This is a genomic window from Pseudomonas sp. IT-347P, from assembly GCF_949768005.1.
GTDB lineage: Bacteria > Pseudomonadota > Gammaproteobacteria > Pseudomonadales > Pseudomonadaceae > Aquipseudomonas.
Genome location: NZ_CATKPQ010000057.1, coordinates 283,792 through 309,983 on the forward strand (window position 1 = coordinate 283,792; position 26,192 = coordinate 309,983).

The window sequence follows — 26,192 nt, forward strand, 5'->3', positions numbered from 1 at the left end:
GTAGGGTGATTTTTATCTGTGTGTCGTCACAGGATCGCCATCATCACTGTGAATGTGCCCGAGGAGAAGACGTGGATTCCCGATTGAATGCTTTTCTTGAACGCGCCGAGTCGGTTCTGGCGCGGATCGAACCGTTGTTGCCGGCACCACGGCCGGTGATCGACTGGGGCACTTGCCTGGCTGCGCGCTGGCAGCGCGACGGGCGCAGCGGCTATCTGCTGCCGCTGGAAGTCAGCCTCGACATGCGCCTGTCCGACCTGATCGGTGTTGACCGTCAACTCGAACAACTGGGGCGCAACACCCAACAGTTTCTCGATGGCATGCCGGCCAACCATGCGTTGCTCTGGGGCTCGCGCGGTACCGGCAAATCTTCGCTGGTGCGGGCCTTGCTGGCGGAACACGCCGCCGCCGGTCTGCGCCTGATCGAGATCGAGCGCGATCATCTGGCGGATCTGCCACGGGTGGTCGAACAGATCGCTAAGCTGCCGCAACGTTTCGTGCTGTTTTGCGATGACTTGTCCTTCGAATCCGGTGAAGGCGATTATCGCGTCCTCAAAAGCGTCCTCGACGGCTCGCTGGAGCAGGCCCCCGACAACGTCTTGCTGTACGCCACCTCCAACCGCCGCCACCTGGTGCCGGAGAAGGAGAGCGACAACGAGAACTGGAAACGCGTCGACGGCGAACTGCATCCCAGCGAAGCCGTTGAAGACAAGATCGCGCTGTCGGACCGTTTCGGACTGTGGCTGTCGTTCTATCCGTTTACCCAGGAACACTTCCTCAACGTCGTCGAGCACTGGATCGGCCAACTGGCAGCCAAGGCCGGCCTGAGCTGGCAGCGCGACGAAGAGCTGGACATCCTTGCCGTGCGTTGGGCCACCGGCCGCGGTAATCGCAACGGACGTTGCGCGTACCAATTCGCCCGTTATTGGGTGGGACTGAAATTGTTGGAGCACAAGGCATGATTGATTTGCAACAAAGCGGCCAGGGCCTCGAGGGCTATGGCCTGTTGGCCGCACAACTGGAATCGCTGCTGGCGGACGAGCGCGACTTCATCGCCAACGCCGCGCAATTTTCGGCGTTCCTGTTCAACCAGCTCGATGACTTGAACTGGGCAGGTTTTTACCTCAATCGCAACGAAGAGCTGGTGCTCGGCCCGTTCCAGGGGCAAATCGCCTGCGTGCGCATTCCGTTTGGTCGAGGTGTGTGTGGCGCGGCAGCGGCCTCTCTGCAAACCCAGCGCGTTGAAGACGTGCACGCGTTCCCGGGACATATCGCCTGCGACAGCGCTTCGAACAGCGAGCTGGTGGTGCCGTTGGTCAAGGACGGTCGTTTGATCGGTGTACTCGACCTCGACAGCCCGAAACTGGCGCGTTTTAGCGCACAAGATCAGGCCGGTATCGAGCAACTGGCGGCGATCTTCCTGCGTCTGACCGACTGCTGATCACGCGGTCAGGCCAGCCTTGCGCAGCAGGCTGGCCGGATCCACGCTGTCGATCTGCGCAGGATCGAGAAAGCGCTCGGCATACTGCAGGTAAACGCCTTCGTTGATGAACAAGCCAAACAGCGGGGCATCAATGTGTGCTTCGCGGCACATAGTGGCCATGATTCCCAAGGCCTCGCTCAGGGTTTTGGCTTTTTTGTAAGGGCGATCGGCCGCGGTCAGCGCCTCAAAGATATCGGCGATCGCCATCATCCGCGCCGGCAGGCTCATGTCCTCACGCTTCAGGCGTTTCGGGTAACCGGTGCCGTCCATTTTTTCATGATGGCCGCCGGCGATTTCGGCAATGCTGTCGAGGTGGCCGGGGAAGGGCAGGTGACTGAGCATCATGATCGTCTGCACCATGTGGTGATTGATCACGTAACGCTCTTCGCGGGTCAGGGTGCCGCGGCTGATGCTCAGGTTGTAAAGCTCGCCGCGATTGTATTTGTAGCGCGGTACATCCAGCTTGAAGCCCCATGGATTGTCTTCGGGAATCAACTCGTTCGGGTCACGTTCGAGCAAGTGCTCGGGCTTGTCTGCCAGCAGTTTTTCGCTGACCGGCAAACTCGGTGCCGGCGTGCGCGCCTGGCGCCGGTTCTCTTCCCAGGACACACCCAAGCGGTCATCAAGGGTGCGCAACCAGGTGCGTCGGGCCAGATGATCAAGGCGTTGCAGATCCGCTTCGGCCATCGTTTCACTGCCCAGATTGCAGCGCGCCACAAAGGCAAAATCATCGTCCAGCGCGGTCAGCGTGGCGTCGCGCAGTTCGGCCAGTGCTGTCTCGTCGCCGCCCAGGGCGCGCGCCTGCCAATAGCTGATCCAGGCGTCACGCTTGAGCACTTCGAAACGGGTGCGAATTTCATGAATACGGTCGTTGATGGTTTCCAGTTTGGTGGCCTTGTCGACCACGTATTCCGGCGTCGTGACCTTGCCGCAGTCGTGCAGCCACGCCGCGATATGCAAGGCCTCCCATTCATCCTCGCTCGGTTGGTAGGCACTGAACGCCGGCGCCTGACTGGCCGCTGCCGCCTGGGCGAGCATCAGCGTCAGCTCTGGCACGCGCTGACAATGCCCGCCGGTGTACGGACTCTTGGCGTCGATGGCGCCAGCGAGCAATTGAATGAAAGCATCGAGCAACTGTTTCTGCCGGGCTTGCAGGCGCTGGCTCTCGATGCTCACCGCCGCTGCGCCGGAGACGGCCTGCAGGAATGCGATACGATCAGGGCGCAGTTTTTCCAGATCGGCTGCCGTGCCGCTGTCGCTCACCAGCAGAATCAGCAGGCCGATGGTTTCGTCGTGACGGTTGTGCAGGCGGATGCCGATCAGATGGATACGAGGTGATTGCATCGCCAACAGGACTTTCTGCAGATCGCCGGCCTGATCGACGCCGAAGTTGCTCACCACGTTGTTGGCGCTGACCAATTGTTCGAACCAGGCCGGGCCTGCGCTCTGTTGCAGGTCGTGGCCCTGAATATCGAACGCTTCCAACGCCTGAGGCGTGTCATCGATCACCAGTCCGTAAGGCTCCAGGCGGCTGCTGTCGCTTTCGCGCAGATAGATCAGCCCTGCCTGCGCCTGAGCAATCTGCACCGTTTCGAACAGCACCCGTTGCAACAGCGGGGCGAAACGGGTTTCGGCGCCAAGGGTGTCGGTGATCCGGAAAAAGCTCGCCAGTGTGTCTTTCATCCGCGCCATCGACACACTCAACTGGTCGACTTCCAGCACTGGCGAGCGGCGTGCCAGCGGAAAATTGAAATCGAAACTGCGGATCGCGTCGGCTTCCTTGACCAGGGCATGCAGCGGCTTGACCAGCACCCGCGAAATCACCCAGCCCAGCGGCAGGCACAGCAGCAGGGTCGCGAGGGTGATCAGCGCGCCTTGCCAGCGCAAACGGTAGGCATCGACCAATAATTCGTCTTCCGGCACCAGCAGCGCCAACTGCAAGCCTGTTGGGCCGCCTTCCTGAATGCTGCTGCGGGCGACAATCCACTGCCGACCCTCTGCTTCCAGGCGATTACCGGTGTGTGGGCCGGACAGCAGCGCGTGCAAGCCCGGACTCAGGTCCGCCGCTTTGGCCAGGTGCGCGGTGCTGCCGTCGACGATCAGGCGCTGGCTGTCGGGGTAGGCCACGGCATTGCCCTCGGCATCGAACAGGGCAATGTCGGTGGACGGTGTGACGACATGCTTGCTCAACGCCGCCGACAGGGCGACCAGCGTCAAGTCAGCGCCGATCACAGCGTTCTCACCGCTGCGGCGGGCCAGTGTCGTGCCGACATTGTGCGTGGAGAAAAACACGTAGGGCTCGGTGGTGATCTGTTCGTCCTGTTGACGGGCATCGTTGAACCACGCACGGCTGCGCGGATCGTAGTGGTCGTCGGGGATGTCCTGACGGCTGATGAGCGTCAGGGCCTGATCGAAAAACAGTGACTGCGAGTGCACCGCGCCTTGTGCGTCATGCTCGATATTCCAGACCTGGTACGCCGCCGCTTCCGGGGCCTTGAGCAGTGTTTTCAGGGCTGTGCTGCGCAGTGGACGCACCATGAAGAAGTCGCCATTGGCGTACCCGAGGTACAACGAGGCGAGATTGGGATTGTCGCTGAGCGACTGGCTGAACGGTCGGAGCAAGGGCAAGCGTTGTTCAAGGTGTGCGCCCTGAGTGGCGGGGTTGTCCGCCAGCAAACTCAGCAGGTGGCGGATCGGCTGATAGGTCGCGGACATGTCCAGGCGCACGTCCTGTTCGATCCGCTCGAACAGCTTTGCGCTGCTCGAGAGAATGATCTGCGTGGTCTGGTGGTAATTGAACAGCCCGAGCACGATACCGGTGAGCAGCAACAGGAACGTGAACATGACGCTGATATGCACATGCAGCGGAAACCGGCGTTGCTCCGGGCGCAGTGGGCTGGGCATTTCGGGCTCTCCATGATGGTTAACTCACTGCTCAGCGCCAAGCATAGTTAAGGCAAGCTCATTGTGCTTTGATCCGATGCCGCCAATTGATGCTGTAGTGCGTGCTCCAGTTCGAGCATTGCCCGGTTGCTCGCCTCGCAACGGCGGGCGACTTCGTCTGTCGACATGGCCTCGGCGCAAGCCTGCTCGAGGGCTTCGCAACACTCGATCACGCGGGTAGCCTGAGCGATCCGCGCCGCGCCCTTGATCTTGTGCGCGACCACTGCCAATGCGCCGCGATCCTGTTCAGGCGAAAGCGCGAGCAGTTCCTCGCGGTCGAGACGGCTGCTTTTGAGCAATTCAGCCAGCAGGCGGCGAGCCTGTGCCGGGTTGCCGCCGGTCAGCATGTTCATGTTTTGCAGGTTGAAGGCCGGCGCTGCTGCCGTCGGCGTGATGCCATCGACCCACTGGCTGAGCAGGCTCAGGCTCAGGGGCTTGAACAGACAGTCGTTCATGCCGGCCTGCTTGCAGCGCTGGATTTCCTCGGGTTGCGCATTGGCAGTGAAGCCCAGCACGACGCACGGCGGGCAGCGCGACTGCAGTTCCTGCTGACGAATGGCGCGGGTCAGTTCATAGCCATTCATCAACGGCATGTTGCAGTCGACAATCACCAGATCGAAGTGGCCGGCCTTCCACAGTTCCAGGCCGCTGCAGCCGTTCTCGGCAATGCTGAATTGATGGCCGAGAAATTCCAGCTGCTGACACATCAACAAGCGATTGGCCGGATGGTCATCCACCACCAGCACCCGCAAGGGCGTTTGTGATGTCTTGATCGCGGGTTCACTTTTGACCGTGCTGACCTGTATCGGCAGGGTTTCCAGGGCCAGCGAGACGCAGACCTGGGTGCCTATGCCCGGCTGACTGCTCAATTGCAGTTGCCCGCCCATCATTTCGCACAGGTTGCGACTGATCACCAGTCCCAGCCCGGCGCCGCCTCTGCCTTGCTGATTGCTGTTTTCCGCCTGGGCAAACGGCTCGAACAAGCGTTGCTGGTCCTCGGCACTGATGCCGACGCCGCTGTCCTGTACGGTCAGTTGCATCAGGGCGCGGGCGGGCACTTCGGTGTTCATGAGATCGAGGGTGATCCGCACATGCCCTTGCTCGGTGAATTTGATCGCGTTGCTGACCAGATTCGACAACACCTGCTTGAAACGCAGTGGGTCCAGATGCACATCGACCGCCAGATCCGGCGGATTGAAGATGACTTGCAGGGTGAGATTTTTTTGCCGGGCAAGACCGTCGAAGATCCGTGCTACAGACGCCACCGTGTCAACCAGATTGACCCGTTCCGGGCACAGGCTCAGTCGCCCGGACTCGATCCGTGCGATGTCGAGAATGTCGCCGATCAGACCCAGCAAGTCCTTGGCCGAATGGTAGGCGGTGTCAATGGATGGGCGATCCGGATGCTGCAAATCCATGCGTTTGAGTGTCAGTTCGAGCATGCCGATCACGGCGTTCATCGGCGTGCGGATTTCGTGACTCATGGTTGCCAGAAACGTGCTTTTCGCCCGGTTGGCCTCATCCGCCCGTTCTTTGGCAGTACGCAATTCGTCGAACAGCTGACGGCGCTCGCTGATGTCGATCCAGCCGCCGATGATGCCTTGCACATCACCGCTGGAGTCGCGGTACGGCAGTATCCAGTGATAGATCGTCAGGCGTCGGTTGCCGATGTGCAGGGGGCGGTCGACGACCATTGGCGTGCCTTCGGCCACGACGCGCTGGTAATCGGCCTGAAAGGCTTGAGCCTCGAAGGCGTTGCTCAGGGTGCCCTCAATGACGCTTTTGCCGATGACGTCCTCGCGCCGGGCATTGAAAGCTTCGAGATAGCTTTCATTGCAACTTTGCAAAAGGCCCTGGCGGTCGCGGACATAGATTGGATGCGGCGTGCCGTCGACCAGCGAACGCATGAACTCGAACTGATCGTTCAGCGCGCGCTCGGCCGCCTGGCGTTGTTTGATCTGATGGCGCATGTAGGCGTTCCAGGCCAACAGCAGGAGCAATAACAGGCAAGCGCCGATGATCACTTGATAGAACAGGCGTTGGTAGTTGTGCCAGATGTTTTGCGAAACCGTGGAATAGCCGCGCCAGCGCCCATTGATCACCCCCAGTTCGTCGGGGGCGATGCTTAACAACGCCTTGTTGATGATCGACGTCAGTTCGCTGTTGTCCCGAGCGGTAGCCAGTGAAAATGCCGCCTGGCCGGTGCCGATGGTGGTAGTGATCTGCAGCGCCTGGCTGAAGATCCGCGACGAAATGAAGTAGTTGGCAATCACCAGCGAGTTCACCGCCCCGTCGACATGGCCCTCAGCGAGCAGCGACACCGCGCTGAACGTATCCGCCGTTTCGATCAAGTGGATGCGTGGGTAATCTCGACGCAGGTACTCGACCATCGGATTGCCCTGGGCTATCGCCAGTCGCTTGTCTTTGAGCTGGCCCAGGTTGGTCGGGCCATCGGCGCTTTTGCGAGTCAACAGAACGTAGGAGTTTTCCAGGTAAGGACGACTGAAGCTGAGGGTTTTTTCGCGCTCCTCCGTCGGCAGCAACGCGGCGATCAGATCGGCTTGATGGCGGTCGATCTGCTGGATCATTTCCGCGTCGTTGCGACTGCGCCGAATCTCGAAACGCAGGCCGGTGCGCAGGCGGATCAGCTCAAGCAGATCGGCACTGATGCCGCGAAAATTGCCGTCGTTGTCAAAGAATGTCAGGGGCGCGAACGCTTCATTGACCACCACGCTGACGATCGGATGCTGTTTGAGCCACGCTTCTTCGCGCTCGGTCAGTTGCAGTTTCTGGTCGGTGAGCAGCAGATCGCTGCCAGCACTCCAGCGCTTGGCAATATTGTCGCGTTCGCTGGCGGGCACAGCGTTGAGCACGCTGTCGATGATGGTCAGCAGTTGCGGATTGTTGCGGCGCACGGCGAAGCTGAATCCCTGGGCTTCCTGCTTGCCGAAATTGGCCATGCGCACATTGTTCAGGTAACCCTTGTTGATCATGTAGTGGGTTGAAAGAGTGTCGCCGAGGAACACATCGGCCTGATCGAACGCCACGGCGTTGATCGCGTTCTGGTAGGAGGGGTAACAGGTGATGAGCGCTTTGGGGTACAGCGCCTTGACTTCGGGCAACGGCAAATAATGATAAACCATGCTTAGTCGCAGCCCGGCCAGGCCCTCGGTGAGTGACCGGGTTTCGTCTTCGCGGGTGACCAGCACCGGCAGGTCAATGGCATAGGGTGTCGACAAAGCAAGATTGGCGTTGCCCGCCTCGTAGCCGTTCGCCGTACCGAGCAGGTCGATTTGGCCATCGACCAGGGCGCGAACGGCCGCATCCCGAGAGGGGAAGCGCTGCACCCGGATCGGCAGACCGGTCGCCTGGCCGAGGAGTCCGGCGTAGTCGGCGGTGAGACCTTCGTAATCCTTGCCACTGGCCGTCATGTCGAAAGGCGGGTAGTCGGGCGCCGAGGTGCCCAGAACCAGTTCGTCGTGTTCAAGCAGCCACTGCCGCTGGGAGTGGTCGAGCGTGACTGGCACCGGTTCGTTCACCGACCGGCTGAGCAAGGCATAGTCCGGTGAAGTGCCAGGCATGGCGAACACGTTGGCGCTCAGGTAAAGACCCGCACTCAAAGTAATCAGATAGTCCTTTAAACGACTGGGCATGCGGGCTCTCACACGAGTGCGTTTCGTTTGGCCATCTCGATAAGTTCTACAAGGGATCTGGCCTTGAGTTTTTGCATCAGGCGTTTTTTGTAGGTGCTGACGGTTTTATTACTGAGAAACATGCCCTTGGCGATTTCCTTGTTAGTACGACCCTGGGCGAACAATTGCAAGACCATCAACTCGCGATCATTGACGGATTTGAACAGTTCCAGTTCGGCAAAACGAACATCATCACTGCGAACCGGGTTTAATGCCTGGCTGGGGAAATAGTTGTAACCGGAAAGTACCGCTTTAATTGCACTGACCAGCTCACTCAAGTCTTCCTGTTTACAGACATAACCCGATGCGCCGGATTGCATGCAGCGAATGCCGAACAGTGTCGGGCACTGTGCCGTCAGAATCAGGATCTTCAGCGGCGAACCCATGGCATTGAAGCGGGCCAGAACTTCCAGGCCATCCAGCTTGGGGATGCTCACATCGAGAATGACCAGATCGGGCATGCATTCGCGCACCATCTGCATGGCATCGACCCCGTTATCGGTCTCACCGACGACCTTGTAACCTTCATGCTCCAGCAGCATTCGAACGGCGAGACGGATGACGGGGTGATCGTCGACAATAAAAACGGAGTTCATAATCAAGTCCCATGCAAGCACGAATAAAGCGCGCACCTTAGCTCAGATGAATGAGCACTCGCATGAAGTGACATGGCTCCAGCCACCTTATCGGATTATTCCTACAACTAATAAGGAAGTGGACTACGATCAAACTAGGTTTGACGTAAGGAAGTTCAGGATTTGAACGGGCTTATAGTTTGACTTGATTGAATTGCAAGTGCTGGCTGTAAATGGCTTTTTATAAGTGTTTAAAGTTGCCGGTCCGTCAATTGCCATCAGTGGCTTTGCTTGCGCTATCCGACGTTCGCCAAAATCCATGGGTAGACAGTGACCGGATACGGGCGACCCTCGCTGGCCGCCCGCATTCGATGGGCTCAGTGACTCGAGCGGCCGGTCATCTCCAGTGCCATGTCGCTGGCATAGCTATCGGTCATGCCGGCGATGAAATCGATCATGCGCAGAAACGACGAGTGCAGGGAACCTTGCGGATCCGGTGCGTTATTACCCAGCAGATCGAGGATACGTCGGCTCTTGAACGACGGGGTGCGACCGTTGTGTTGTTCCAGCGCCGCACCGCAAAACGAGTTGAGCAGAATTTCGAGCGTCGTATAGGCGCCGATCTCATGCAGGGTTTTGCGTTTGTCCTGAAAAATTTTTTTGCGCGCGATGTCCTTGGCGTTCAGCACGCAACGCTTGGCCGGGCCGTGCATGTGCTCGACCAGGTCGCCGTGCAGGGTGCCGGCAAGCAGCGCGTCCTGTTGCTCGACAAAGGCGCGTGCGGCGGCATTGGTCAAATGCTCGATGGCCTTGCCGCGCAAGATCGCCAGTTTGCGTCGGCGCGAATCCTGCGGGCCGAGCTGACGATAGGTTTCCGGCAGATCATCGCCCACCAGCCCGAGCAGCAGCGATTCGACTTCGGCGTACTCCAGCAGCTCCATTTCCAGGCCGTCTTCGAGATCGATCAGCGCGTAGCAGATGTCGTCTGCCGCTTCCATCAGGTACACCAACGGGTGACGAGCCCAGCGTTGATCTTCGATTTGCGGCAGGCCCAGTTTGTGGGCGATCTGCTCAAGCAGCGGCAACTCGCTCTGATAACAGCCGAATTTGTGCTTCTTGTAGCCCAGGGAATCGGCGTGGCGCGCGGTCCACGGGTATTTCAGGTAGGTGCCGAGGGTGGCGTAGGTCAGCCGTGTGCCGCCGTCGAACTGGTGGTACTCCAGTTGCGTCAATACGCGAAAGCCTTGGGCATTGCCTTCGAAGTTGAGGAAGTCAGCGCGTTCGGCTTCGCTCATGCCGTCGAGCCAGCCACGCCCGGCGGCCTGCTGGAACCAGTGGCGAATGGCATCTTCGCCGGAATGGCCGAACGGCGGATTGCCGATGTCGTGGGCCAGACACGCCGACTGCACCACCATGCCGAGGTCGGCCGGGTCGCACCATTCGGGCAAGGCACTGCGCAGGGTTTCGCCCACTCGCATGCCCAGCGAACGGCCGACGCAACTGACCTCCAGCGAGTGGGTCAGGCGCGTGTGAATATGGTCGTTACTGGTGACCGGGTGCACTTGGGTCTTGCGCCCGAGACGGCGGAAAGCGCCGGAGAAAATGATGCGGTCATGGTCTTTGTGAAAAGGACTGCGGCCAAGTTCTTGCGGGCTGTGCAGCGGCTTGCCGAGGCGTTCGCGGTTGAGCAGGGTGTGCCAATCCAAGGCTGATTCTCTCCGTCAGGTGACTGGGGGCGTTGGCCCCTAGCTTCCCGGTTCGCGCCTGCGCCTGCAAGCGGAACTACAGCCCAGCGGCGTCAATGTCGATCAGCAGCAAACGTTCACCGTGGTCGAAAAACTGCCCGGCGGTCAGGCAGTACTGATTACTGGTGGCATCGCGGTAGGTTGTGGAGAGCGTCAGACGCCGCTCCTCCCAGCCTTCGGCGAGCAAATGGTAGAAGTACGGACGCCATGACCAGTTGTGCCCCAGATAGCGATTGTCGGCGACCCAGCCGTGCTGCCGCCATTCCAGGTTGGGCGTCAGCTGCGTGCCGTGGCGATCGCATTGATAAAACCGCAGCAGCCAGGGGAAGGCATCCAGTTGTGGCAGTGCGCTCAACGGCGCATGGGCCTGAGCCCAGGCTTGCAGGATCGACATCAGTTCAGCGAGTTGCTGGCGCATCTGCATCAGTCGTCCGCGCTCCGCGAGTTTCTGCTGGACATAGCGTTGGCGTAGTTCGGCGAAGCGTTGCACGAACGCGTCGGTGGCAAAGAACGTTTCCTGCGCCCGCGCGAACAGGAATCCCTGCACATAGCGCGATCCGCACTCCAGGGCGAAATTCAGCTGCGCTTCGGTCTCGACACCTTCGGCAATGATCCAGCAGCCGGTCTTCTCGGCCATCTGCGCGAGGGCCTTGACTACATCACTGCTTGGACCGCCCAGTGCGGCGGCCTGAAACAGGCGCATATCGAGTTTGAGAATGTCCGGTTGCAGCGCCAGCACCCGGTCGAGTTGCGAGTAACCGGCGCCAAAATCGTCGATGGCGATTCTCGCGCCGGCCTCGCGATAACGCGCGACCACTTCCGCCAGGCGTTGGCCATTGCCGCCCAGTTCGGTGATCTCGAAGACGATGCGTTGCGGATCGATACCGTAGCGCGCCAATTGTTTGAGGCTGGGCAGGGCTTGATCGGCACGCAGGCGACTGATCCAGCGCGGCGACATATTCAGGCTGAGGAACCAGTCTGCCGGCGCTTCATGCAAGCGGCTCAAAGCGTTATCACGGATCTGCCGGTCGAGGCGGCGCAGGGCAATGGCAGGTGTACGCGGGTCGGCGAATAAAGGCCCGACCGAGTTCAGATGACCGTCGGTCTGGCGCAGGCGCCCCAATGCTTCGACGCCGGCAATGCGTCCCGTGGCGGTATCGATGAAAGGCTGAAAGCAGGCAAGCGGTTGCCCGTCAATCACGGGGCCTCCTTAGTCGTTCTTGTTCTGGTTGAACCCCGCCGACCGGATAGGCGCGCAGGATTGAACCTCCGGATAAAGAGGTTCATCCCGCCGATAGTGCAAGAATGTAGCCAGATGTGGCTGTTTAGCGTTTGGCCGAACTCTGCATGACCAGTTTGATCAGTGGCCCCAGGCTGGTTCCCAGCCGGATCAAGCGGGTCAGCCCACCGACGCCACCGCTTTTCGTGCCCTTGCCGGTGATGAAGCCCAATAGCGTAACGGCGGCCACGCCCCACAATGGCGCGTGTTTGATGCCAAACCCACCTTGCAGGTTTTGCGTCATGCCGCGCACCCGATGCAGGGGCTGCAGCACTTGCCCGGCTTCATGGCGAATTTCCTGGCGATGCATTTCCATGCGCAGGCGGATCAACGCTTTGCGCATTTCCCGACGCGAGCTGTTGTGTGGCAGTTCAGGCAAGCTCATGGCAGCAGGCGCTCCCGGTCGTTGGCCAGCTCTTCGAGCGTGCCGTGGAAAGGCGAGGATTCATCGAAGATCGCAGCCTTGAGACGCAACCCGCAGAAGATCGAGGCCAAGGTATAGAACACACACAGGCCGATGATCGCAGCAAGGCGATAAGTGTCCCAGAATATGATCATCACCAGAGTCGATAAACCCACCAGCAGCAACAGGGCAAAGACCAGTGCCAGTCCGGCGAACAGCAACAGGCTGACGGTACGTGATTTCTGCTCCTGCAGTTCGATGCCGAACAATTCGACATGGCTGTGCAGCAGACCCAGAACAGCGGCGCCCAAGCGTCGCGTGGAAGAGGCGGTGCCCGCAGTCGGGCCGGATTCACCGATCGACATAATCAGCGCCGAGTGGCCAGCAGGCCGATCAGGAAGCCGACACCGGCGGCGATGCCGACGGATTGCCAAGGGTTGGCTGACACGTAATCTTCAGTGGCGGTCACCGCCGCCTGACCGCGATCGCGCAGGGTTTCTTCGGTCAGTTTCAGGGTTTCGCGGGCGCGCAACAGGCTGGAGTGAATCTGCTCGCGCAACTCATCGGCCTGATCGCCGGCCAGGGTGGCGGTGTGCTCGAGCAAGCGCTCGGTGTCGGCGACCAAAGTCTGGAAGTCGTTCATCAGGATGTCTTGAGCAGTTTTTGCCTTGATGCTGGCCATGGTTGGATCTCCGTAAGTGACGTCTGAAGCGTTCGAGTATGAGCCTTGCGCGAAGGTTCAGTACAAATGACTGGTACAACTTTTGCTGTCTTGTGGTGCGTCTTCCGGCGGTTATGCGCTGTTGCCGGGCGTGCGCTGTGAGAAACCTTATCCCAAACAAGCCCGGTTCGTGTCAGGACATCGACCTCGTGCGCCAAAGCAGTTCGCCGGACCTTCGGATCCGTGACGGCGCGGTCGCAACTTGGTGCATGAAATGTGCGCATGAACCGCTTTGGTGCCTTTTTCGCTTTTAGGTCTGCCTGCTCATGGAAAATCTGCAAAGCGCTGTGGACACACTGGTTCACAGCTCCAATACCTTGTTCATTCTGATCGGCGCGGTGATGGTGCTGGCGATGCATGCCGGTTTCGCCTTTCTGGAAGTCGGTACGGTCCGTCAGAAAAACCAGGTCAATGCGCTGTCGAAGATTCTCAGTGACTTCGCCGTCTCGACCCTCGCCTATTTCTTTATAGGCTATTGGATCTCCTACGGCGTGACGTTTATGCAGCCGGCGGCGGTGCTGAGTGCCGATCACGGTTATGGACTGGTGAAGTTTTTCTTCCTGCTGACCTTTGCCGCCGCGATCCCGGCGATCATTTCCGGCGGCATCGCCGAGCGCGCGCGTTTCGTGCCGCAGTTGTGCGCCACGGCATTGATCGTCGCGTTCATCTATCCGTTTTTCGAGGGCATGATCTGGAACGGCAACTACGGTTTGCAAGCGTGGCTGACGGTGAAGTTCGGTGCCGCTTTCCATGATTTTGCCGGCTCGGTAGTGGTGCATGCCATGGGCGGTTGGCTGGCGCTGGCCGCGGTGCTGTTGCTGGGGCCACGTAATGGGCGTTACCGCGACGGTCGTCTGGTGGCGTTCGCACCGTCGAGCATTCCCTTTCTGGCGCTGGGGTCGTGGATTCTGATTGTCGGCTGGTTCGGCTTCAACGTGATGAGCGCGCAGACGTTGCAAGGCGTCAGTGGTCTGGTGGCGGTCAATTCGTTGATGGCGATGGTCGGCGGCACCATGGCGGCGCTGCTCGTGGGGCGCAATGACCCGGGCTTTCTGCATAACGGCCCGTTGGCCGGGTTGGTGGCGATCTGTGCCGGCTCCGATCTGATGCATCCGGTCGGCGCGCTGGTGACTGGCGCGGTCGCCGGTGCACTGTTTGTCTGGTGCTTTACCGCCGCGCAGGTGAAATGGCGTATCGATGATGTGTTGGGTGTCTGGCCATTGCACGGTTTGTGCGGCGTGTGGGGCGGGATTGCCTGCGGGATCTTCGGCCAGACTGCGCTCGGCGGGATCGGCGGCGTCAGCCTGATCAGCCAGTTGATCGGCACCGCGCTGGGGGTTGCGGTAGCGCTGATCGGTGGCTTCGCGGTTTACGGCGTGATCAAGGCGCTGCACGGGCTGCGCCTGAGTCAGGAACAAGAGTATTACGGCGCCGATCTGTCGCTGCACAAGATCGGCGCGGTGAGCCAGGATTAAGTTTCGGCATCGTCGCTGCCCGGATAAAAACCGTGGAGCAGGCGATAGCGGTCGATGCGCACCTGATCGACTTTTTCCTGCACCTGATGCGCCGGCAAGCCGAGCATGATCAAGGCGTGAGAGGCGAGCATCAGGCTCGATTCCAATAGCTCCGGCACCACTTCGGTGGCGCCGGCCGCCTTCAGTTCGGCCCATTGGCTGTCGTCGCGGGTTCGTACCAGGATCGGCACGTGAGCGTTGAGCCGACGCGCTTCCTTGAGGATGTGCAGGGCAATATCACTCTGATCCACGGCCACCACCAACAGCCTGGCGCGCAGCAGGCCAACGGCGGTCAACAGGTCGCCGCGCGACGAGTCGCCGTAATGCACGTCGCTTTCTCCACTGGCGGCTTCCTGTACCCGGACCGGGTCATTGTCCAGCGCGATAAAAGGCTGTTTCGCATTGCGCATGAAACGACCAATGGATTGGCCGACGCGGCCATAGCCACAAATCACCACGTGCTGGTTGAGGTCGGCGTTGAGTGCGCTGATCTCTTCGATCTGCGCTTCTTGATTGGGTTTGCGGTGCAGCACTGCAGCGATGCGTGGTGCGCCGCGCAATAGCAGGGGCGTCAGCAGCATTGAGCAGAACGTCGCCGCGAGCAACAGGTCACCGAGCGCTTCGGGCATCATGCTGTGTTGCTGCATCTGCGCCATCAGCGCAAAGCAGAACTCACCCCCCTGAGCCAGCGCCAGACCGCTGCGCCATGCCGTTTCGCTGTCACTGCCGCGCCATTTCACCAGCAACGCCACGACAACGCCCTTGATCACCATCAATCCGACGGTGAGCCCGACGATCAGCAGGCTGTGACTGACGAACAGTTGCAGGTCGATGAGCATGCCGATGCTGACGAAAAATACCCCGAGCAGGATGTCGCGGAAGGGCCGGATATCCGCCTCGATCTGGTGCCGATAGTGGCTTTCGCCGAGCAACATGCCAGCCAGAAAGGCACCGAGGGCAGGGGACAGACCCAGCAGGTGAGTCAGCCAGGCGGTCAACAGCACAATCACCAGCGCCAGCAGCACGAACAATTCTGCCGAGCGGGATGCGGCCACTTCATGAAACAGCCGCGGCAGTAACCAGCGACTGGCCAGCAGCAGACCGACAAACAGCACCACGGTTTTTGCCAGGGTCAGTGGCAACGCCCAGTACCAGGCCTGCTCGCTGCTCCCGGCAAACACCGGTACCAACGTCAGCAGCAGTACTGCGACGACGTCCTGAAACAGCAAAACGCCGACGGCATTCTGACCATGAGTGCTGAACACCTCGCCGAGGCTGCCCAACTCTTTGGTCACAATCGCTGTTGATGACAGCGACAGACCGGCGCCGAGCAATAGCGCCGGTATCATCGGCATGCCCAACAGCATCAGCAGCAGACCGAGCAGTGCGGTGCTGATCAGCACTTGCTGACTGCCGAGACGGAACACCACCTGGCGCAGGGCGATCATCTTCGACAGGGAGAACTCCAGGCCCAGTGAAAACAACAGAAACACCACGCCCAGCTCGGCGACATCTGGCAAGTGTTCGCTTTCGTTGACCCAGTCGAATGCGCTCGGCCCGACCAGCAGTCCCACGCACAGATAACCCAGAACCGGCGGCAACCGCAGACGACGGAACAGGGCAATCACCACGAGGGACGACGCGAGGATGATCAACAGATTGGCAAACACTGGACACTCCGATGGCAAATTCAGGCTTTTCAAGCGTAGAGGCAAAAAGACCGGGAGGATCGCGTAATCGGTTTTTCTGCGGACTGATTTGCGTCAGGGTTTTGCCTGTGAACCTTTGTTGGGGCGCTGGAACCTTTGGGCGGCGCTGGCTCGACGGGTTTTCAGGGGCGGCCTAGAATAGGCCCACTCATTTTCTGGTTGAGCAATCATGCCTCCTGAATGTCAGCTGTTCGGCACCCTCGGGTGTCATCTTTGTGAAGTCGCCGAGGCCGAGCTGATGCCTCTTGTCGAGCATGGCCTGCTGGTTGAACTGGTCGATATTGCTGAGGATGAGTCTTGGTATGCGGCTTACAGCCTGCGAATTCCGGTCTTGCGCCGCATCGACACCGGGGCTGAGCTGGGCTGGCCGTTCAGCGCTGATGAAGTCGTCGCGTTTCTGCGTTAATCGGCATTTTCCGGTTTATCCCGCCGGTCGCCGCTGCCATCCATTCCTTGGCATTTTGCGCTTTGTTCGGTTACTGTATGTTCATACAGTAAATGCGTCAGAGGGATGAACCGTGGTCAATGTCGAACAGTTGAAGAACAGCGTGAACCGGATGTCGGTTGACGTGGTGCGCGAGGCGGTTATCGAATTGCGCCTGGACGGGCTGGTCACGGAAGGCAAGACACCCTTCAACAAACTGCATTTCAACACCTGCTTCGCCGAGATCGAGGCCTTGTTTCAGCGGGCCGGTTACCACAAGCAATTGGACGTGGTCGGTTATCAGGGGCTGCTCTACGCCTTGTACGATCCGGGCCGCTGGGAGGCCGTCGATGTATTGCGCTGGCTCAAGGAATTCACCGACGCCGCAGCACTGAAAACAATCCCGGCCTGAACATTCTGCGCTAGGTTGGTTTCCTTCAGTGCTGGATAATGCCGCCCTGCATTGAGGGTTCGTTTTCGTATGTCCACATCTACATTTTCTGCTGCTCAGAATCAGGCGAGTACGCTTTACCTGCCGCCCGGTAAATGGGTGACCGTACTCGATTGTCTGTGCGAGCATTTCAGCGCCATTGACCGCGAGCAGTGGCTGGACCGGATTGCGCGGGGGCGGGTGCTGGATGGCCATGGTCAGCCGATCTCGTTGGATCTGGCTTACAAAGAAGGTCTGCGCATTCATTATTTTCGCGAAGTGCCGGACGAGAAGCCGATCCCGGTGGTCGAGTCGATCCTGTACGCAGACGAGCATCTGGTGGTCGCTGACAAACCGCATTTTCTGCCGGTGACGCCCGCCGGCGAATACGTTGAGCAAACCTTGTTGCGCAGGCTGATCCGTCGTCTGGACAACCCCCACCTGGTGCCGCTGCACCGCATCGACCGGCATACGGCCGGACTGGTGATTTTCTCGGCCAATCCGCAAACCCGGTCGGCCTATCAGTCACTGTTCCCCACGCGGCAGATCGACAAGCGATATGAGGCCATCGCCCCGGCACTGCCAAATCTGAATTTCCCTCTGGTGCACAAAAGCCGTCTGGTGGATGGCGAACCGTTTTTCCGCATGCAGGAAGGCGCCGGTGCCAGCAATACCGAAACGGCGGTGGAGGTTCGGGAAAAACATGGCGATCTGTGGCGTTATGGATTGTTTCCGGTGACGGGCAAGAAACATCAATTGCGCGTCCACATGACGGCGCTGGGGGCGAGCATCTGCAACGACCCGTTTTATCCAGATGTACTGAAAGACGTCGAGGACGACTACGCCAATCCGCTGAAGCTGTTGGCCCAAGGGTTACGGTTTATCGACCCGGTCACCGGTGAAGAACGCGAATTCGAGAGCCGGATCACGCTACAGTGGTGACATCGACGTCACTTTTCCAGCGCCCATGAAAAAGCCCGCAATCAATGCGGGCTTTTTTGTATCCGGTGTCGAGCCAGAGCTTACAGCTCTTTAACGGTACGAACCTGATCCTTGTTGATGCGAGTCTCTTTGCCGTCCAGCTGTTGGAACTCGTAGAAACCCGAATCGTCATCGTATTTCGGGGTGTCGACGGCCTGGATTTCGCGACCGTCATTCAAGGTGATCACTGTAGGCGACGAGCAACCGGCGAGGGTGGCAAGGCCCAGTGCGAGCATGAAAGTGGCGAGGGTCCGTTGAGTCATGGTGTGTCTCCGAATGTAAATTCTTTTGGTTACTGAGCTTGAGACGTATGCAAGGCGTGAGAGTTCCTTGATTGGTATCAGTCTGACACAGTGTTGTGCGAATTTAACAGTTCGGGAGTGTTGAGGTTGGCCAGTCGCGGGTCGTTGTCCGGGCATTGCAGGGCAGTGGCACCGAGCTCGCGCATGACCCGCCCGGGGCTGCGCTCACCGGCGTTCCAGGCGTCTTCGAAGGCCGCTAGAAGGACCACCGGAATCACACACAGCAGCGGTTCCCAATGACCGTCATGGCGCAACATTAAAGGTTTTTCAGGATTCAAATTGGCGGTTTCGCGCATGTCTTGCAGCAGCGCTGCGTCAATTCGCGGCACGTCGCAGGGTAAAACCAGCAGATGGCGATGGCGTGCAGCTTTCAGGCCTGCACGAATGCCGGCCAATGGCCCCGGAAAATCGTCTTCGTCATCGACCACCAATTGATCGGCGAACGGCGCGTAACGCTCGCGATTGCGGTTGCAGGAGATGATCAGGTCGTCAGTCAGTGTACGAACCTTGCGCTGCAGATGCGCAATCAACGGCTCGCCCAGCCACTCGACCAAGCCTTTGTCCTGACCGCCCATGCGTTGGCCGCGTCCGCCTGCCAGGAGCAGAATGGAGCAGGGGGGCAATTGCGTATCGAGGCTCATGGCAGCTCTCCAGAGGGGCGGCGAAAAAATGGGGCGCTGTGATATAACACCGGGCTGTTTCTCCTACAACTGGACGAGCCTATGAAAGCCAAGGCTGATGTACCTTTCGTGCCGCTCAATATCGCGGTACTGACAGTCAGTGACACCCGTACGCTGGAAACCGACACCTCAGGCCAGGTCTTCGTCGACCGCTTGACGGCGGCGGGCCACCATCTGGCGGAGCGGATTTTGCTCAAAGATGACCTCTACAAAATTCGCGCGCAAGTCGCCACCTGGATTGCTGACGATGTCGTGCAGGTCGTGCTGATCACCGGCGGTACCGGGTTCACCGGTCGCGACAGCACACCCGAAGCAGTTGCCTGCCTGCTGGACAAGCAGGTCGACGGGTTTGGTGAGTTGTTCCGACAGATTTCTGTAGCCGATATCGGGACCTCAACCGTTCAGTCCCGTGCGCTGGCCGGTCTGGCCAATGGCACGCTGGTGTGCTGCTTGCCGGGCTCGACCAATGCCGTACGCACCGGTTGGGATGGCATTCTCGGCGAGCAGTTGGACGCGCGTCATCGCCCGTGTAACTTCGTGACGCATTTGAAGCAGGCTGCGCCTTGTGAATCCCGTGGGTAAGCCAGGCAAGACCGGGACACTGATGCCGGTCGAGGTGGCGCTGGCACGCCTGCTCGACATGGCCGAGGCTTCGCCGATTGTCGAGCATGAGTATTTGCCGTTGGCTCAGGTTCAGGGCCGTGTACTGAGCGAAGACCTGGTTTCGACCCTGGATCTGCCACCGTGGCCGAACAGCGCCATGGATGGTTATGCGCTTAATCTGGCCGACTGGTCGGGCGATCCGATGCCGGTCAGTCAGAAGATATTTGCCGGGCAATCCCCCGAACCGCTGAAGCCAGGCACCTGTGCGCGGATTTTCACCGGGGCGCCAGTACCTGCGGGCGCTGATTGCGTGGAAATGCAGGAAAACGCCGAGGTTCAAGCCGATGAAAGGGTGCGATTCCTGGCGCCGATGAAAGCCGGGCAGAACATCCGCCCGCAAGGTCAGGAAACCACGGTCGGTGAGCTGATCCTGCCCGCCGGAACCCGGCTGGGTCCGATAGAGCAAGGGCTGGCTGCATCGTTGGGCTGTGCCGGGCTGAAGGTGGTGCGCAAGGTTCGCGTTGCGGTGATTTCCACCGGCGACGAGTTGGTCGAACCGGGCCAGGCACTGGGGCCTGGGCAGATATACAACAGTAACCGGGTGCTGCTGTGCAGTTGGTTGCAACGTCTGGGCTGTGAGGTGATCGACGCCGGTATTCTCCCGGACGATCTGATCACAACCCGTGCGCGTTTGGGCGAATTGCAGAATGTTGATCTGATTCTTTCCACCGGCGGCGTGTCGGTGGGTGAGGCAGATTTTCTCGGTGTCGCCTTGCGCGAAGAAGGCGAGCTTGCCCTCTGGAAACTTGCAATCAAACCCGGAAAACCTCTGACGTTTGGCCATTTTCGCAGCGTGCCGGTCATCGGCTTGCCTGGGAATCCGGCGTCGACATTGGTGACCTTTGCGCTGCTTACTCGACCTTACCTGTTACGCCGTCAGGGCGTGCGGGACGTCGAGCCGCTGAAATTTACCGTGCCGGCGGGTTTTGACTGGCCGGTAGCAGGCAATCGGCGTGAGTACCTGCGCGGACGTCTGGAGCAAGGGCGGGCGGCTGTTTACCGCAATCAGAGCTCAGGCGTGCTGCGTAGCGCCGCTTGGGCAGATGGGTTGGTCGAAGTGCTGGAAGGTCGCACATTGACCGCGGGAGAGTCAGTGGCCTTCATACCGCTAAGTGACCTGCTGGACTGATCGCAGTCCCGCAGATGCAGGCGTCGGCGCACTGGTCGGCGCCTGCAATGACTCATTCAGTTAATTACTGACCAGTGTCACAAGCTGGTCGAACCGGCTGTTGGCCACCCAGCCCAGCAGACCGAGCAGTACTGCTGTTGCACCCGCCGAGTAGGCAAGCCGGTGCTTGATTGTTCTGACATCACAGCGGACTTCGTCCATGTCCCGTCGAAGGTATTTGAGATGGGTTTCCAGCTCGGTAACACGAGGTTCCATATCAACTTCTCCAGTGGTTCTGGCGCTGTTTTTGAAGTCGGCCTTTTGATTCGCGCGACTCTCGACAAGGGGGCCAACCGGGCTCACGGGTATTCTGGCTTCATGACTTGGCATGGAAGCATCCACCGGTTGTTTCAACTGTTCGCTTGCGACCTTTTCCGGCTCTCGAACTGACAAGAGCCCATGGGGTGTATCCACTCATTGCATGCACGTCCTTGTGTGTTGGATTGAAAATTGATAACGCCAGCACACGGTGACCCAATGCTCGAACCGGGTCAATTGAGCCGATTCCGCATGTTTTGTAAGAAAAAATACCGCCGTGTAGGACGTCGAGGTCGCAACGCTGAATTAATTACGGGTCTGACGGCTTTTTTACGTGCGCCAGTGGTCAAGATGTCTCAACCGAACGATTTGGGAGTGATGTGATGAGCGAACGCCGCGCGCTGTTGATTCTGCATGGCAAGCAGGCACTCAACGAGGCGGTACGCACCGCCGTCGAGGACAAGCGCAAGCAAGGCTGGGACCTGGCCGTGCGTCTCACCTGGGAGGCGGGGGATGCGCAGCGCTGGGTGAAGCAAGCCTTGGCGGACGGCTACACGAAAATCATTGCCGGCGGCGGCGATGGTACCTTGCGTGACATCGCCGAAGCGCTCGCCGCGGATCCTGGCAAAGCCAGCCTTGTGCTTTTGCCCTTGGGCACTGCCAACGATTTTTCCCGCGCCGCCGGCGTACCTCTGGAGCCCGCCGAAGCCCTTGAACTGCTCGATGTGCCGCCGCGGGCCATCGATCTGGGCGAAGTGGGCGGACAGATTTTCCTCAATATGGCCACCGGTGGTTTCGGCAGTCAGGTCACGGCCAATACCTCCGAGGACCTGAAGAAAGTCCTTGGGGGCGCCGCCTATCTGTTCACCGGTCTGTCGCGATTCAGCGAGCTGCATGCCGCGTATGGCGAACTTCAGGGACCGGATTTTCACTGGCGTGGCGAGCTGTTGGCGCTGGGCATCGGCAATGGCCGTCAGGCCGGCGGCGGACATGTTTTGTGCCCGGAGGCGCTGGCCGATGATGGGTTGCTGGATATCAGCATTCTGCCTGCACCACAGGAGTTGGTGGGTACCTTGAAGACGCTGCTCAGCGACGGATTCGGGATTGATAACATGTTTGTTCGAACCCGTTTGCCGTGGGTCGAAATCAAAGTGGCCGAAGGGCTGTGTATCAATCTTGATGGCGAACCGCTGGAAGGCGACAGTATGCGATTCGAGGCACGCCCGGCGGCATTGCGTGTGCATTTGCCGGAACATTCTCCACTGTTGAGCAGCGCCGGCCTGGTCAATCGTCCAGACTGATGATCTGCTCGCGCACGGCGAACAGCACCAGGCCCGCCACGTCGTAGATTTGCAGGCGTTTCATGATCTGCGAGCGGTGGGTCTCGACAGTCTTGATGCTCAGGCCCAGGCCATTGGCTATTTCCCGAGTGGATTTTCCGCGCACGATCAAGCGCAGGATTTCCAGTTGGCGCGCAGTCAGATTGTGCGAGTCGGCGGGCTCCGGCGGCTGTTTCTGATTACGCGTCAGGGCCTGATTGATCACGGTATGGGCGATCGCCGGACTCAGGTAGCGCTCGTTGTTGCGCAAGGCCTCCAGTGCATGTTCGAGTTCGGTGGCCGTGGTGTCCTTGAGCAGATAGCCGTGGGCGCCGGATTCCAGTGCCTGCATGATCAGCGCCGGATCGGTGTGCATCGACAGGATCAGCACCTTGCTCTGCGGACGCACGCGTTTGAGCCGTTGCAGGGCTTCCAGGCCACCGGTCTCTTTCATGGAGATATCCAGCAACACGATATCCGGACTCAGTTGCTCGACCATTTCGAGCAACTGCGAACCGTCATTGGCTTCGCCAATCACCGCGTAACCGGGAATATCCAGCACCAGAGCGCGCACGCCGGCCCTGATCAGCGAGTGGTCATCCACCAGAAGTAAGTTGCAAGTCAACGCATAACCTTATTCGTACTGGCCCGCTCGAGTGCGCGTGGCGCCCAGGGGAAGAGTGCTTCGATTTGGGTGCCTTTGCCCGGTTCGCTGATGACGTTCAGGGTGCCACCCAGTTGCTCGATTCGTTCGGCCATCCCGGCCATGCCACGTTGTCCTTCGAGACCCGGATTGGCCGCCGGGGCGAATCCCAGACCGTCATCGCTGATCAGTAACGTCAGGCCTTTGGGCAGACGTTGCACACGTATTACCAGATTTTTCGCCTGTGCGTGACGCAGGATATTGGTAACCGCCTCTTGGGTAATACGAAAGGCGGCGACCGCCATTTCTTCCGGAATACCATTGAGGCGCTGCTGGCAATCGAGGCTCCAGTGCACGTTGGTGTTGGCCAATGTCTTGAGCAAATGCGCGCGCAGACTGGCTTCAAGCCCCAGGCTGGTCAGCTGACGGGGATTGAGAATGGCCGAAACGTCGCGCACCTTGTTGAGGGTTTCTTCGAGGGTGTCGCACAGCGCTGTGCATTGCTCCTGCAAGTCATCCGGCAGGCGTCGCTTGAGCCATTCGCTCTGCAGTTTGGCGGCCGTCAACAGCTGGCCGATATCGTCATGCAGTTCGCGGCTGAGACGATGACGCTCGTTTTCCTGGACTTCCAGCAAACGGTCAGCGAGTTCCTGCGGCTGGAATTTGATCGATTTACGTGACAGCCGATATTGCACCCAGACACACGCAGTGGCGGCAATATCGAGCAGCAGTAATCCCAGGCAAAGTGGTGTTGAAAGAACGTAGGTCAGCAGGCTCCCGAGTGTTGCCGCGACACACAGTATGAGTGTGAACCGGCGAGCATTTTCCCGGGAGGGTGGCCATGTAGTGATTGACTTGAGACTGGCGTACATAACGGATGGAGCCAATGGATGTTCGCTGCGGGCAGACCGGCCGGGGGCTGGCGGGTCTCTGTCTGAAAATGCTGTCAATTATGTTATTGATTTCAACGCGGTTCGGTAAACCTGTTGACCGCCAACTTCAGTGGATAGCTATCTCTGAAATCACTGTGCCATTAATTTGAAAGCAATTAGTGGTCGGCATAATACCACTTAAGATACCGTTGGTCGCGCTTGCTATATATGTCCATCCAGTCAGGAAATACATGACATTGGACGCAAGTTCCATAATGGAAAAAACTCGGTTTATTGCGTTTGTCAGGTTATCGGTGTTGCCTGAAGTTGGGCTTTTTAACACACAGGCAAACCCTGAGTCCGGCGGAAAATACCAGTGGCGGTCAGAGCGGATTATTTAATTCGATTTGTCGTTGGCAGGCATGAACCATTCAATAACGACACTCAACGAGTGCGTCCAGGACAGCTGCGCGAACCGGAGTGCTGATCAGGCCTGTCCCGAAAAGGGCATTTGAGGCAAACGTTTGCCCGCCAGCGGCGGCTTGAGCTGACTCTGGCCGACCTGGAAGGCGAATGCTTCGATCAGTGAAGTCTGCTCGCTTTCATCAAGGCTCAGTTGCCCGGTCTGCTGGTCGACCAGTTCGAGTTGCCAGGCCATTAGCGTGAAGCAATCCTGCAAGGCTTGCAGGGCCTGTTCGTGAAGGTCGACGTGATCCTGATTGAGGTTAAGCAGGCTGTAAATATGCAGGGAGAACTCGGAAATCGCCTCCAGCGCCAGCGCTTCAGCGCGGCGTGCAAGTTTGAGCAGCGTAGCGAGCATGCACTCGATGGCGTCCTTGTCATTGCTGATCAATTGCAGATGGCTGAGGCATTCTTCGGACTTGGCCAGGAGTTGCTCGGCCTCGACAAGGAATTCGGGGAAGCGCTGCACCCACTCTTTGCGGTCCATTGGCATGCTTATCTCCACAACGTCATGTCTGATGAGGGAATGCCGTGTGTGGCGACGATCATGAATCGACGGGAGATCGCGCCCAGAGGTGCAAGTGCACAGACTGAGGGGTTCCAGAGGGGTTGTTTCCACTGAACTGCGATCGCACACAATAGCCTGACTCCGTTCATGCAATGAGAATGGCGTCACATTAATGGCTATTGGATACTGCGAATATCAGGTTAGGCCTGATTGATACTAGGGGAATCCCTTAGGCGCGGGAACCTACAGTGCGAACCGAGGTCGCGCTGCAGAGAATGTAGCAGATGAAATTCACCGGGCCAGTAAAGCATGATGTTAATGTGACATCAATGCCTGTTCGCGGCATTTTTGACGGGGTGGGTATGGCAATCAAGAACTGCCATTTGCCGCCGATAACCTCACATAGTGAATTCATCAGAACAAGCCCAGGAGTCATTGATGGCCGGCATTCTCGACACGGTAGACCAACGCACGCAACTGGTGGGTGAGAATCGCCTGGAAATTCTCATGTTTCGACTGGCCGGGCGCCAGTTGTTCGCGATCAACGTGTTCAAGGTTCAGGAAGTGCTGCAACTGCCGAAACTGACCTTGATGCCGCAGCGCCACCCGTTTGTGTGCGGTGTGGTCAATCTGCGCGGTCAGACTTTACCGGTCATTGACCTGTCGCAGGCGATCGGCATGCGTCCGTTGGTTCCGGGACCGAACAGCACCATCATCGTTACCGAATACAACCGTTCGGTGCAGGCTTTCCTCGTGGGCGGTGTGGATCGCATCGTCAACATGAACTGGGAAGCCATTCTGCCGCCGCCGACCAGCGCCGGGCGTCAGCATTATCTGACCGCAATCAGCAAGGTCGACGATCAACTGGTGGAAATCATCGACGTCGAGAAAGTTCTCGCCGAGATCGTCCCGTACAACGCCAAAGTCTCCCGTGAAAAACTCGATGATCCGGTGCTGGAACGCGCCCGTGGTCGGGAAGTGTTGCTGGTGGACGACTCCAACGTGGCGCTCTCGCAATTGCGCGACACCCTCGGCCAGCTCGGGGTGAAAATGCACATTGCCAGCGATGGCCTGAAGGCTCTGAACATGCTCAAGGCCTGGGCCGATACCGGCGTGAACATGACCGACAAGCTGTTGATGATTTTCACCGATGCGGAAATGCCGGAAATGGACGGTTATCGTCTGACTACCGAAATCCGCAACGATCCGCGTCTGCGAGGGCTGTACGTGGTGCTGCACACTTCGCTGTCCGGCAGTTTCAACGACTCGATGGTGAAGAAGGTCGGCTGCGACAACTTTCTCTCGAAATTCCAGCCGGACAAACTGGTCGACGTCGTTCGTCAGCGCCTGATGCTTGACGAAGTCCCGGCCTGATCACACACCCATTGCAGGAGTGAGCCTGCTCGCGATAGCGATGT

General features: G+C 59.1%; 25 protein-coding genes. 10 read left to right on the plus strand and 15 right to left on the minus strand.

The window, feature by feature from the left end:
* Nucleotides 1–71: 71 nt before the first annotated feature.
* Together ACM6IV_RS23795 and ACM6IV_RS23800 are read left to right on the plus strand one after the other, a co-directional pair.
* Nucleotides 72–962 carry an ATP-binding protein gene (locus tag ACM6IV_RS23795; protein WP_414871895.1) on the plus strand — a complete coding sequence of 297 codons (891 nt, stop codon included), beginning with the start codon at nt 72–74 and terminating at the stop codon, nt 960–962.
* Nucleotides 959–1,441, plus strand: coding sequence for a GAF domain-containing protein (locus ACM6IV_RS23800; protein WP_414871896.1), 483 nt, complete (start codon nt 959–961; stop codon nt 1,439–1,441). The genes ACM6IV_RS23795 and ACM6IV_RS23800 overlap by 4 nt, the downstream gene beginning before the upstream one ends.
* Here the strand turns inward: ACM6IV_RS23800 and ACM6IV_RS23805 are convergent, their stop codons facing one another.
* From ACM6IV_RS23805 to ACM6IV_RS23840, 8 genes are all read right to left on the minus strand, one after another.
* Complete coding sequence (locus ACM6IV_RS23805) at nt 1,442–4,387, minus strand: HD domain-containing phosphohydrolase (RefSeq protein ID WP_414871897.1); 2,946 nt, start codon at nt 4,385–4,387, stop codon at nt 1,442–1,444.
* 47 nt (nt 4,388–4,434) lie between these two features.
* Entirely contained in the window at nt 4,435–8,079 is a 3,645-nt protein-coding gene (locus ACM6IV_RS23810; protein ID WP_414871898.1) for a transporter substrate-binding domain-containing protein, read from the minus strand.
* Nucleotides 8,080–8,087: 8 nt separating this feature from the next.
* A complete protein-coding gene (locus ACM6IV_RS23815) occupies nt 8,088–8,714 on the minus strand; it encodes a response regulator transcription factor (protein WP_322844307.1) in 627 nt (208 codons plus the stop codon).
* Nucleotides 8,715–9,070: 356 nt separating this feature from the next.
* Nucleotides 9,071–10,399: a deoxyguanosinetriphosphate triphosphohydrolase gene (locus tag ACM6IV_RS23820; RefSeq protein ID WP_414871899.1), complete on the minus strand. Its 1,329-nt coding sequence runs from the start codon at nt 10,397–10,399 to the stop codon at nt 9,071–9,073.
* A 76-nt stretch (nt 10,400–10,475) separates the two neighbouring features.
* A complete protein-coding gene (locus ACM6IV_RS23825) occupies nt 10,476–11,639 on the minus strand; it encodes an EAL domain-containing protein (RefSeq protein ID WP_414871900.1) in 1,164 nt (387 codons plus the stop codon).
* 124 nt (nt 11,640–11,763) lie between these two features.
* Entirely contained in the window at nt 11,764–12,102 is a 339-nt protein-coding gene (locus tag ACM6IV_RS23830; RefSeq protein WP_414871901.1) for a hypothetical protein, read from the minus strand.
* Nucleotides 12,099–12,485 (minus strand): phage holin family protein, encoded by a 387-nt coding sequence (locus ACM6IV_RS23835; RefSeq protein ID WP_008079909.1) that lies wholly within the window; start codon nt 12,483–12,485, stop codon nt 12,099–12,101. The genes ACM6IV_RS23830 and ACM6IV_RS23835 overlap by 4 nt, the downstream gene beginning before the upstream one ends.
* Before the next feature lie 2 nt (nt 12,486–12,487).
* The gene (locus ACM6IV_RS23840) at nt 12,488–12,802 is read right to left on the minus strand and encodes a DUF883 family protein (protein ID WP_414871902.1); all 315 of its coding nucleotides are present in this window, start codon (nt 12,800–12,802) and stop codon (nt 12,488–12,490) included.
* 305 nt (nt 12,803–13,107) lie between these two features.
* Between ACM6IV_RS23840 and ACM6IV_RS23845 the strand changes: the two genes are divergently transcribed.
* Entirely contained in the window at nt 13,108–14,316 is a 1,209-nt protein-coding gene (locus ACM6IV_RS23845) for an ammonium transporter (RefSeq protein ID WP_414871903.1), read from the plus strand.
* On the opposite strand, the gene ACM6IV_RS23850 is transcribed toward ACM6IV_RS23845, so the two are convergent.
* A complete protein-coding gene (locus ACM6IV_RS23850) occupies nt 14,313–16,025 on the minus strand; it encodes a cation:proton antiporter (RefSeq protein WP_414871904.1) in 1,713 nt (570 codons plus the stop codon). The genes ACM6IV_RS23845 and ACM6IV_RS23850 overlap by 4 nt on opposite strands.
* Nucleotides 16,026–16,233: 208 nt before the next feature.
* Between ACM6IV_RS23850 and ACM6IV_RS23855 the strand changes: the two genes are divergently transcribed.
* The 3 genes from ACM6IV_RS23855 to ACM6IV_RS23865 all read left to right on the plus strand — a co-directional run bounded on the left by ACM6IV_RS23855 (nt 16,234) and on the right by ACM6IV_RS23865 (nt 17,860).
* Nucleotides 16,234–16,470: a glutaredoxin family protein gene (locus ACM6IV_RS23855; protein ID WP_150776326.1), complete on the plus strand. Its 237-nt coding sequence runs from the start codon at nt 16,234–16,236 to the stop codon at nt 16,468–16,470.
* 112 nt (nt 16,471–16,582) lie between these two features.
* Entirely contained in the window at nt 16,583–16,900 is a 318-nt protein-coding gene (locus ACM6IV_RS23860; RefSeq protein WP_414871905.1) for a transcriptional regulator, read from the plus strand.
* 69 nt (nt 16,901–16,969) lie between these two features.
* Complete coding sequence (locus ACM6IV_RS23865) at nt 16,970–17,860, plus strand: pseudouridine synthase (protein ID WP_414871906.1); 891 nt, start codon at nt 16,970–16,972, stop codon at nt 17,858–17,860.
* An 80-nt stretch (nt 17,861–17,940) separates the two neighbouring features.
* Here the strand turns inward: ACM6IV_RS23865 and ACM6IV_RS23870 are convergent, their stop codons facing one another.
* Nucleotides 17,941–18,162: a YgdI/YgdR family lipoprotein gene (locus ACM6IV_RS23870; RefSeq protein ID WP_016770600.1), complete on the minus strand. Its 222-nt coding sequence runs from the start codon at nt 18,160–18,162 to the stop codon at nt 17,941–17,943.
* Nucleotides 18,163–18,239: 77 nt separating this feature from the next.
* Nucleotides 18,240–18,842 carry a molybdenum cofactor guanylyltransferase MobA gene (mobA, locus tag ACM6IV_RS23875; RefSeq protein WP_414871907.1) on the minus strand — a complete coding sequence of 201 codons (603 nt, stop codon included), beginning with the start codon at nt 18,840–18,842 and terminating at the stop codon, nt 18,240–18,242.
* Between the two features lie 81 nt (nt 18,843–18,923).
* On the opposite strand from mobA, the gene moaB reads away from it, so the two are divergent.
* Nucleotides 18,924–19,463: a molybdenum cofactor biosynthesis protein B gene (gene moaB, locus ACM6IV_RS23880; protein ID WP_414871908.1), complete on the plus strand. Its 540-nt coding sequence runs from the start codon at nt 18,924–18,926 to the stop codon at nt 19,461–19,463.
* A complete protein-coding gene (glp, locus tag ACM6IV_RS23885; protein WP_414871909.1) occupies nt 19,447–20,673 on the plus strand; it encodes a gephyrin-like molybdotransferase Glp in 1,227 nt (408 codons plus the stop codon). Before moaB ends, glp begins: the two co-directional genes overlap by 17 nt.
* Before the next feature lie 60 nt (nt 20,674–20,733).
* Here glp and ACM6IV_RS23890 read toward each other — a convergent pair whose 3' ends face one another.
* Complete coding sequence (locus tag ACM6IV_RS23890) at nt 20,734–21,042, minus strand: hypothetical protein (RefSeq protein WP_414871910.1); 309 nt, start codon at nt 21,040–21,042, stop codon at nt 20,734–20,736.
* Nucleotides 21,043–21,353: 311 nt separating this feature from the next.
* Here ACM6IV_RS23890 and yegS point away from each other — a divergent pair, with 311 nt between their 5' ends.
* The gene (yegS, locus tag ACM6IV_RS23895; protein ID WP_414871911.1) at nt 21,354–22,271 is read left to right on the plus strand and encodes a lipid kinase YegS; all 918 of its coding nucleotides are present in this window, start codon (nt 21,354–21,356) and stop codon (nt 22,269–22,271) included.
* On the opposite strand, the gene ACM6IV_RS23900 is transcribed toward yegS, so the two are convergent.
* The 3 genes from ACM6IV_RS23900 to ACM6IV_RS23910 all read right to left on the minus strand — a co-directional run bounded on the left by ACM6IV_RS23900 (nt 22,255) and on the right by ACM6IV_RS23910 (nt 24,759).
* Nucleotides 22,255–22,914, minus strand: a complete 660-nt coding sequence (locus ACM6IV_RS23900; protein ID WP_414871912.1) for a response regulator — start codon at nt 22,912–22,914, stop codon at nt 22,255–22,257. The genes yegS and ACM6IV_RS23900 overlap by 17 nt on opposite strands.
* Nucleotides 22,911–23,804 carry a sensor histidine kinase gene (locus tag ACM6IV_RS23905; RefSeq protein ID WP_414871970.1) on the minus strand — a complete coding sequence of 298 codons (894 nt, stop codon included), beginning with the start codon at nt 23,802–23,804 and terminating at the stop codon, nt 22,911–22,913. The genes ACM6IV_RS23900 and ACM6IV_RS23905 overlap by 4 nt, the downstream gene beginning before the upstream one ends.
* Before the next feature lie 487 nt (nt 23,805–24,291).
* Entirely contained in the window at nt 24,292–24,759 is a 468-nt protein-coding gene (locus ACM6IV_RS23910; RefSeq protein WP_414871913.1) for a hypothetical protein, read from the minus strand.
* Nucleotides 24,760–25,212: 453 nt separating this feature from the next.
* Here ACM6IV_RS23910 and ACM6IV_RS23915 point away from each other — a divergent pair, with 453 nt between their 5' ends.
* Nucleotides 25,213–26,148, plus strand: a complete 936-nt coding sequence (locus ACM6IV_RS23915; protein ID WP_064391361.1) for a chemotaxis protein CheV — start codon at nt 25,213–25,215, stop codon at nt 26,146–26,148.
* The last annotated feature ends 44 nt before the right edge of the window (nt 26,149–26,192 follow it).

What these genes read in the sequence shown, in the direction of transcription:
- ACM6IV_RS23890 (WP_414871910.1), bottom strand. Translation starts at nt 21,042, where the DNA reads ATGCCAAGTCATGAAGCCAGAATACCCGTGAGCCCGGTTGGCCCCCTT.
- ACM6IV_RS23915 (WP_064391361.1), top strand. Translation starts at nt 25,213, where the DNA reads ATGGCCGGCATTCTCGACACGGTAGACCAACGCACGCAACTGGTGGGT.
- ACM6IV_RS23805 (WP_414871897.1), bottom strand. Translation starts at nt 4,387, where the DNA reads ATGCCCAGCCCACTGCGCCCGGAGCAACGCCGGTTTCCGCTGCATGTG.
- ACM6IV_RS23815 (WP_322844307.1), bottom strand. Translation starts at nt 8,714, where the DNA reads ATGAACTCCGTTTTTATTGTCGACGATCACCCCGTCATCCGTCTCGCC.
- ACM6IV_RS23835 (WP_008079909.1), bottom strand. Translation starts at nt 12,485, where the DNA reads ATGTCGATCGGTGAATCCGGCCCGACTGCGGGCACCGCCTCTTCCACG.
- yegS (WP_414871911.1), top strand. Translation starts at nt 21,354, where the DNA reads ATGAGCGAACGCCGCGCGCTGTTGATTCTGCATGGCAAGCAGGCACTC.
- ACM6IV_RS23855 (WP_150776326.1), top strand. Translation starts at nt 16,234, where the DNA reads ATGCCTCCTGAATGTCAGCTGTTCGGCACCCTCGGGTGTCATCTTTGT.
- mobA (WP_414871907.1), bottom strand. Translation starts at nt 18,842, where the DNA reads ATGAGCCTCGATACGCAATTGCCCCCCTGCTCCATTCTGCTCCTGGCA.
- moaB (WP_414871908.1), top strand. Translation starts at nt 18,924, where the DNA reads ATGAAAGCCAAGGCTGATGTACCTTTCGTGCCGCTCAATATCGCGGTA.
- ACM6IV_RS23870 (WP_016770600.1), bottom strand. Translation starts at nt 18,162, where the DNA reads ATGACTCAACGGACCCTCGCCACTTTCATGCTCGCACTGGGCCTTGCC.
- ACM6IV_RS23830 (WP_414871901.1), bottom strand. Translation starts at nt 12,102, where the DNA reads ATGAGCTTGCCTGAACTGCCACACAACAGCTCGCGTCGGGAAATGCGC.
- ACM6IV_RS23840 (WP_414871902.1), bottom strand. Translation starts at nt 12,802, where the DNA reads ATGGCCAGCATCAAGGCAAAAACTGCTCAAGACATCCTGATGAACGAC.
- ACM6IV_RS23810 (WP_414871898.1), bottom strand. Translation starts at nt 8,079, where the DNA reads ATGCCCAGTCGTTTAAAGGACTATCTGATTACTTTGAGTGCGGGTCTT.
- ACM6IV_RS23905 (WP_414871970.1), bottom strand. Translation starts at nt 23,804, where the DNA reads ATGTACGCCAGTCTCAAGTCAATCACTACATGGCCACCCTCCCGGGAA.
- ACM6IV_RS23910 (WP_414871913.1), bottom strand. Translation starts at nt 24,759, where the DNA reads ATGCCAATGGACCGCAAAGAGTGGGTGCAGCGCTTCCCCGAATTCCTT.
- ACM6IV_RS23845 (WP_414871903.1), top strand. Translation starts at nt 13,108, where the DNA reads ATGGAAAATCTGCAAAGCGCTGTGGACACACTGGTTCACAGCTCCAAT.
- ACM6IV_RS23800 (WP_414871896.1), top strand. Translation starts at nt 959, where the DNA reads ATGATTGATTTGCAACAAAGCGGCCAGGGCCTCGAGGGCTATGGCCTG.
- ACM6IV_RS23865 (WP_414871906.1), top strand. Translation starts at nt 16,970, where the DNA reads ATGTCCACATCTACATTTTCTGCTGCTCAGAATCAGGCGAGTACGCTT.